Source organism: Streptomyces sp. NPDC002868 (assembly GCF_055563295.1).
Genome location: NZ_JBVHDR010000061.1, coordinates 1 through 7,001, shown reverse-complemented (window position 1 = coordinate 7,001; position 7,001 = coordinate 1). Strand labels below are relative to the sequence as shown.

Below are 7,001 nucleotides of genomic sequence, written 5' to 3'. Positions count from 1 at the left end.
CCGGTCCGGCAGCAACGGCTCGATCCGCGCCCACTGCGCGTCAGTCAACGGCACATCTGGGCCAACGATCAGATGATTCAAACGAAACGGCCTAGCCCGCTTCCGGACCACCTGCCTCGCATCCGAACCCCGTACACGGGTCGGGCGCGGGCCAGGCCGCCCGGCCGCTGCACCATCCCGAACCCGTCGAAGGAGAGATCGTCTTGCCGAAGGCACCCAAAGTGATAGGCGTCCTGACCGAGCCCGTCCCGCCCACGTGGTGGCGAGCGAACCGGCACAAGGTGCTGCTCGCGGCCGGGCTACTGATCGGCTACCTGATCGGCACCCGCACCGCCGACGCCACCCCGCAGCAGCAGCCGCGACCAGGGCACACCGCACCCACCACGCCCAGCCCGGCCCCGCACAGCACCGGCCCGGCCCTCGGTCTCGCTGCCTAGTCATCCCTGCAGTCCTGCGCCCCGTCGGCACTCCTTCGCCGACGGGGCGCAGCGCTGCCTGTTCGCAGCCGACTTGGAGGAACCGCTCGTGCTCACGCCCCGCCCGCGCCGTCGGATCGGCCGGCCGCAACCACGCCGTCCCGGACCCCGCTACCCGTTCCCGCCCCGCCGACTGCCCGGTGCCTGGAGCTGGTGATGGCCAGGACGCGGCGCCGCGAAATCAAGCGCGTGCCCCGCACCAGCGCGACCTTGCCAACTGGAGTTCCGTCGGGTTCCTTTAGACGGGATCGGGAGAGTAGCAGTGCATGTCACGAGGTGAGAGCGCTCTTCGGGACTCCCACCCGAGCGTGTGAGGTTCCTGCAGTTGCTGGCGGATTCTGCGAGTTCCGCCGGCAACTTGCCGGTCTATGCGGGATTCGGGAAGTCGCCGCCACGACGGCGATCCACTACGTCCGCGCGGCGCACCCGGAGCTCTTCGGCATCGACCCCACGCAGGCATAAGACTCTCTGCCTCAGCTGCTCCAGTAGGTCGGCAGCGAGGCCAGGAACAAGGCTCCGCCGCCAAGCAGTACGAGCTGCACCACCATCGATACCCAGCTCCGCAAGACCACCGCGAGCAGCACCGTGATCGCGCACGCCCACGCCAGGAACGACGCAACATCACCCTGATAGGACGCCCCGGTCGAATCCATCGGGCCCGGATATCCCATCCAGTCTGCTGTCCAGATGCCATCCATCCCCAACATCAGGAAAGCGCTGACGAGCAGCACATCGAGCAGCGCCAAGACGGACGCGGCGGCGAAGTCAGCATGCCGATGCTGTCGGGTTCTCTCCAACATGCCACTACAGACGATCAGAGGATCGCCCCGGTTGCCACGCTGCGGCATCAACCCGCGTGCCCAAGCGCGAGCACACCCGCACCCACCAGCGGGTTCACCCGCAGAGGCGCGTCAGAATCCGCGAACCCGCTGACTTCGGAGTACGACCGCGGCGCCGTCCCCGAGGGGCTGGTCACCCGGCGGCAGCTACGGGACCTGGGACTGAGTCCGGGCGGGCACCACCCGGTCGCGGTCCTGCGCTGCAAGGCGTGCGCTTACCGACCCGGCCAGGCGTGCATCCATCCCACCCGGGCCAATCTGTGGTGCCAGGACCTGGCCAAGCCCAAGCGCGTTCCGACGCTGGCTCAGGAGTGGGCTCTGGACCGGGCCATGGCAGCGAGACAGACCTGTCCCACCTGCTCGCGGCGGTATGTGTTCTGCCTTCCGCTCAAGACCTTCGGCTGCTGCCTGGAATGCCACGACGGCACCCCGGCCGACCCGAACAGCTACATCCCCCCGGCCAAGCACCAGCTGGCCGCCTGAAACCGACGCTCCGTATCGCCCACCTCGGACCGCCGGGTTTGGGCGGTCGGCGGTGGTCCACCACAACTGCCAGCACCACGAGAGGAGATGGACGTCATGGATCAGTACTTCGAGGTCGACGTCCCGATACACCACACCGGCAATCCAGCCTGGCGCGGTCTGCACATCTTCACCGGCGAAGCGTCGTCGAAGCGGGACGCGGTGCGGATCGCGCACGAGGTGTACGACGCCGCGCTCGCCGCGCACACCGCTGGACGCGAGATCCCCGGCAAGCGGCCGGACGGCTGGGGAGCCAGCGGACTGCGCCCCGGCTGGGAGCCCGACTGGGCGGCCGCGGAAGCCGGCCGCTGGGGCGATCCCTTCAGCTGGACCCGCGTCACCGCCTTCGAGCTGTAGCTAGGCCCCGGAACAGCCGCACTGCTTGGCGGCTTCGTCGGCTGTCCCGGGCCACCCATCCCGCACGAGACGAGAAAGGGAGATCCCAAGTATGGACTCCGCCCTGCGCTTACAGGCCCGCTCCGGGCATCGCGCCCTGATCCTGACCACACTCGCGATTCCGCTGACCGGTTGGACCGTCCACGCCGTAGCGCTGCACCGGAAGTTGGCCGCGGCACGCCGCGACCCGCTGACAGGGCTGCTCGGCCGCGACGGCTACACAGCCAAGGCCCGCCAGCTCACCGCCCGATACGGCGACGACGCCCTCGTGGTCATCTGCGACCTGGACCACTTCAAGGAGATCAACGACAGCTGCGGCCACGCAGCCGGCGACGCCGTGCTTGCCGTCACCGCGCAGCGGCTCACCGCCTGGGCGGGCAACCGCGCGGCAGTCGGCCGCCTGGGAGGAGACGAGTTCGCCATCACCCTGCGAACCGGCCCCGGCCGCCACCAGTTGCGCCTGGCGCAGTTGGTTCGGCTGCTCGCCGAACCGGTCGCCGTAGACGGCGAGTCGGTCGCCGTCGCCGCGTCGATCGGCGCCGCCTCCCCCGACACGCTCGGCACCACCAACCTGTCGCTGCTCCAGCGGGCGGCCGACGCCGCCCTGTACGAGGGCAAGCACTCCGGCCGCGCGGTACTCGCCACCGTCCAGCACGCGACGGTGCCGACGATCAACGGCCGCCGGGCCGGGCGTCCGGGAACTCACGCCATGGAGCGTGCCGCATGACCACCCTGCCGAGGCCGATCCGCGGATCCCCTTCCCCCGCAGCGACTCCCCCACCGTGTGCAGGACCAGCCCGGCCTGGTTCGCTCACGAGCACGGCGACACCAGCGCCGACACCACCGGCCGCGTCGAACGGGCCAATGCCGCCTGCCGGGCCTGCCCGATCGCGAACGGCTGCCTCAAGTGGGCGCTCGCCAACCCCGACATGACGCCGACCGGCATCTGGGCGGCAACCATCGCCCGCCAACGGACCATCCTGCGAGGCCGCCTCGAAGACCGGCTCGGACCCGACTGGATCGGCGTCGCCCCGTTCACCACCACCTCGACGTCGTCGTCCACGTCGATCCACAGCACGCCGTCGTCGTCGGTGAACGCGGGCCAGATCTGCCCGTCCGTGTCGACGACCTCCTCGAAAACGATCTCCTCCGGCTCATCGCGGATGAACCACCCCATCGCAGCCGCCCCCTTCTCCCGGTCCCAGGCCACAGCCTGACCCATTCGCACGCTCCGTGAACACGCAGCGACAACAGGGAGTTGCCCACCGTGCAGTCCAACGACAACAACCACCAGGCGCTCGACTTCCCGCCCGTCCCCGTGCCGGCCGAACCCGCCAAGGCGCCCCGCTTCGCCGCCCTGCGCGAGTGGTGGAACGACGCCTGGGACGAGGACGGCGTCCTGTACGAACTGTGGGAGGACGTGCGCACCGCGCCCGAGGTCGGCTGGCACGGCATGGCCCCCTGGATCAAGGCCCTGCTCGCCGTGGCCGGCCTCTCCTTCGTCGTCCTGATACTCCAGGCCGCCGGTGCCGTAGTCCTGGACGCGCTGCACCAACTGCTCACCGCCGCGCCCAAGGTGCAGGTCGGCACCGACACCTCCACCGGCGTGTGGGCCGTCATCGACCAGCCGGTCCGCACGTACATCGCGCAGCACTCCGCCGGACTCGCCGTCAGCGCCTCCACCGTCTACACGCTGTGGCAGCCCACCGGCATCGCAGCCCTGGTCCTTGGATTCCTCTCCCGGAACAACGGCGTGCGGCTCACCTGGACCGCGTGGGGCGCCGCCACCATGTGGATGGTCTGGACAAACGCGCTGAATTGCATCAGATACAACATTGAGTTCGTCGCCGCGTGGCAGTTGCGGGTGCCCACTAGTAGAAGACGTTGGACAATGAGCATGAGGGTGTTCCCTCCAAGGCGCTGCCTGCGGTCCTTCTCTGCGGCGATACGGTTTTAGAGAGGCCACTCAGGTGAGGAGGCCGGAAGATGCTGGAGACCCTGGTAGCGCTGGCTGTGGCTGGCGGCACCGCGGTGGTGCAGGCTGCCGGTACCGATGCGTGGAACGGGTTCCGGGGCGCGGTTGCGCGTTGGTTCGGGCGGGGCGATGCCCAGCGAGAGCAGGCGGAGCTGGAGCGCCTCGACCAGACCGCTACCGCCCTGCAGGCCACCGACCCGGCCGAGGCAGAGCGGGCGCGGATCGGCCAGCAGGCCTCCTGGCAGGCCCGTATCGAGGCCATGCTGGAAAACCTGGACGAGGCAGACCGCAGCCAAGCCGCTGACCAGCTGCGTGCACTGCTGAACGAACACGCCCCGCAGGGCGGAATGACAGGCGGACTGGCGGCAGCCCACAACGTGAGCATCCATGCCGAGGACAGCTCAATCGCGGCCCAGGTCATCGAAGGGGGTGCGCACATCAGCCCCCCTCCGAGGCCGGAGCCGCCCAAGGACTGAGCGGACCGGCCAGCCTCGACCCGACGCCCGGCTTCGCCGGCCTACCTGGAAGTATCACCGCCAAGGATCGCAGCCTCGCCGTCGGCTATGTCGGCCCCGGCGGGCGGGTCGCGTTCCACGCCGCACCTCTTCCCCCGGTGACCTGGCCGCACCAGGTCGGCGTGCTGCCCCGCCAGGCCGACTGCTTCCGGGACCGTGCCACCGCCCAGCAGCTGGAGCACGCAGCGTACGGCGGGGACACCGTCGTACACGCCCAGGTGCTGACCGGCTTCGGCGGAGTAGGCAAGTCCCAGCTTGCAGCCCATCACGCCCGAACCCTGTGGCAGGCCGGGAAGCTGGACCCGCTGGTATGGGTCACCGCCGCCACCCGCGACGCAGTCGTCACCGGCTACGCCCAGGCCGCAGTCGAGATCCTCGGCGCCGACCCCACCGACCTGGAGACCGCGGCACACGCGTTCCTGGCCTGGCTGGAGCCCAAACCCGGCACTACGCGCCGCTGGCTGGTCGTACTCGACGACCTCGCCGACCCAGCCGACCTGCGCAACCTGTGGCCCCCCGACAGCACCCACGGCCGCACTCTGATCACCACCCGCCGCCGCGACGCCGCTCTCACCGGAAACAGCCGCCAACTCGTACCGGTGGGCCTGTTCACCGACGACGAGGCAACCGCCTACTTCACCGCTGCTCTGGCCGCCCACGACCGCCACGAGCCCCCCGACCAGCTCGCCGGCCTCGCCGACGACCTCGGCTACCTTCCGCTGGCACTGTCCCAGGCCGCCGCGTACCTCCTCGACGTCGGCCTGGACTGCGCCACCTACCGGCACCGGTTGACTGACCGAGCAAGCACCCTCACCGACGTACTGCCCGACCCTTCCGGACTCCCCGACGACCAGGCAACCAACGTCGCCGCCACCTGGTCCCTGTCCATTGAATGCGCTGACCAACTTCCCCCAGCGGGTCTGGCCCGCCCCATGCTGCAGCTCGCCGCAATGCTCGACCCCAACGGCATCCCCGCCGCCGTCCTGATCAGCCCGCCAGCTCTCAACCGCCTCGCCCAACACCACACCGCTGCCCCAGGACAGACCCATGCAGAAGAGATCACGGCCTCAGAAGCCACACAGGCCCTGCGTGCGCTAAACCGCCTGAGCCTGATCGACCACAACCCCAGCAGCCCACACCACACTGTCCGCGTCCACCAGCTGCTCCAACGCGCCGTCCGCGACCCCCTCCCCGCCGATCAGCACGACCGACTCGCCCGTACGGCCGCCGACGCCCTGATGGCCGCCTGGCCCGAGATCGAACGCGACACTTCCCTCGCCCAGGCCCTGCGCGCCAACACCGAAGCGCTGACCCTCCACGCCGAAGACGCCCTGTACCAGCCCGACGCCCACCCCGTGCTCGGCCATGCTGGTCATAGCCTCGGCAAGGCTGGCCAGACCACAGCTGCCTTCCACTACTTCCAGCAGCTGGCCAACGACACCCAGCACCATCTGGGGCCCGACCACCCCACACGCTCACCGCCCGGCACAACCTCGCCTACTGGCGGGGGGAGGCGGGGGATGTGGCCGGCGCGGCAGCCGCTCTTGAGCATGTGCTGGCGGACCAAGAGCGGGTACTGGGGCCCGACGACCCCCACACGCTCACCGCCCGGCACGACCTCGCTGGCTTCAGGGGGGACGCGGGGGATGTGGCCGGCGCGGCAGCCGCTCTTGAGCAGCTGGTGGCGGACCGGGAGCGGGTACTGGGGCCCGACCACCCCCACACGCTCTACACCCGGCACAGCCTCGCCAACTTCAGGGGGAAGGCGGGGGATGCGGCCGGCGCGGCAACCGCCTTTGAGCAACTGCTGGCGGACGTGGAGCGGGTACTGGGACCCGACCACCCCCACACGCTCTACACCCGGCACAGCCTCGCCAACTTCAAGGGGAAGGCGGGGGATGCGGCCGGCGCAGCAGCCGCCTTTGAGCAACTGCTGACGGACCGGGAGCGGGTACTGGGGCCCGACCACCCCGACACCCTCACCACCCGGAACCGCCTCGCCAACTGGCGACGGGCAGCAGGGGATGCCTCCGTTCATCAACCACCCGATTGATGAACGGCTGCCCGTCGGCTATGCCCGACCTACAAGTGCGTGCCTTAGCTGAAGGCGGTCGCCTTGCGCTTGCCGAGGCGGCTGCCGACTCCGGACTGCCCCTACGCAGTCGACTGAGTGGGCGAGACGCCCAGTCGGCGGCGGCCAAAGTGGCGGTACGGGAGCTCCCGCGGCGCGCTCCTACTGCGGTCGCATCAGGTCCAAGTCCTCACCCCATGCGTCCAA

9 protein-coding genes and 1 pseudogene are annotated in these 7,001 nt (G+C 69.9%); 9 read left to right on the top strand and 1 reads right to left on the bottom strand.

Translation table 11 applies throughout. The annotated features are described in order from the left end of the window. The first annotated feature begins 203 nt into the window (after positions 1 to 203). Complete coding sequence (locus ACZ3H8_RS40415; RefSeq protein WP_467410308.1) at positions 204 to 437, top strand: hypothetical protein; 234 nt, start codon at positions 204 to 206, stop codon at positions 435 to 437. 512 nt (positions 438 to 949) lie between these two features. Here the strand turns inward: ACZ3H8_RS40415 and ACZ3H8_RS40410 are convergent. After that, positions 950 to 1,276, bottom strand: coding sequence for a hypothetical protein (locus tag ACZ3H8_RS40410; protein ID WP_356233824.1), 327 nt, complete (start codon positions 1,274 to 1,276; stop codon positions 950 to 952). Between ACZ3H8_RS40410 and ACZ3H8_RS40405 the strand changes: the two genes are divergently transcribed. The 8 genes and pseudogenes from ACZ3H8_RS40405 (at position 1,247) to ACZ3H8_RS40370 (ending at position 6,776) form a co-directional block, all read left to right on the top strand. Further along, positions 1,247 to 1,798 (top strand): RRQRL motif-containing zinc-binding protein, encoded by a 552-nt coding sequence (locus ACZ3H8_RS40405; protein ID WP_467410306.1) that lies wholly within the window; start codon positions 1,247 to 1,249, stop codon positions 1,796 to 1,798. The two genes, ACZ3H8_RS40410 and ACZ3H8_RS40405, sit on opposite strands and share 30 nt — an antisense overlap. A 96-nt stretch (positions 1,799 to 1,894) precedes the next feature. Further along, complete coding sequence (locus ACZ3H8_RS40400; RefSeq protein WP_467410304.1) at positions 1,895 to 2,194, top strand: hypothetical protein; 300 nt, start codon at positions 1,895 to 1,897, stop codon at positions 2,192 to 2,194. A gap of 91 nt (positions 2,195 to 2,285) precedes the next feature. Beyond that, on the top strand, positions 2,286 to 2,960 hold the full coding sequence (locus tag ACZ3H8_RS40395; RefSeq protein ID WP_467410302.1) for a GGDEF domain-containing protein: 675 nt from the start codon (positions 2,286 to 2,288) through the stop codon (positions 2,958 to 2,960). Further along, complete coding sequence (locus ACZ3H8_RS40390) at positions 2,950 to 3,450, top strand: WhiB family transcriptional regulator (protein ID WP_467410301.1); 501 nt, start codon at positions 2,950 to 2,952, stop codon at positions 3,448 to 3,450. Before ACZ3H8_RS40395 ends, ACZ3H8_RS40390 begins: the two co-directional genes overlap by 11 nt. A 50-nt stretch (positions 3,451 to 3,500) precedes the next feature. Further along, on the top strand, positions 3,501 to 4,190 hold the full coding sequence (locus ACZ3H8_RS40385; protein WP_467410298.1) for a hypothetical protein: 690 nt from the start codon (positions 3,501 to 3,503) through the stop codon (positions 4,188 to 4,190). 29 nt (positions 4,191 to 4,219) lie between these two features. Continuing rightward, the gene (locus ACZ3H8_RS40380; RefSeq protein WP_467410297.1) at positions 4,220 to 4,684 is read left to right on the top strand and encodes a hypothetical protein; all 465 of its coding nucleotides are present in this window, start codon (positions 4,220 to 4,222) and stop codon (positions 4,682 to 4,684) included. Positions 4,685 to 4,821: 137 nt separating this feature from the next. Continuing rightward, a pseudogene (locus tag ACZ3H8_RS40375) lies at positions 4,822 to 5,859 on the top strand (NB-ARC domain-containing protein); the annotation flags it as partial. A 386-nt stretch (positions 5,860 to 6,245) separates the two neighbouring features. Continuing rightward, a complete protein-coding gene (locus ACZ3H8_RS40370) occupies positions 6,246 to 6,776 on the top strand; it encodes a tetratricopeptide repeat protein (protein ID WP_467410310.1) in 531 nt (176 codons plus the stop codon). The last annotated feature ends 225 nt before the right edge of the window (positions 6,777 to 7,001 follow it).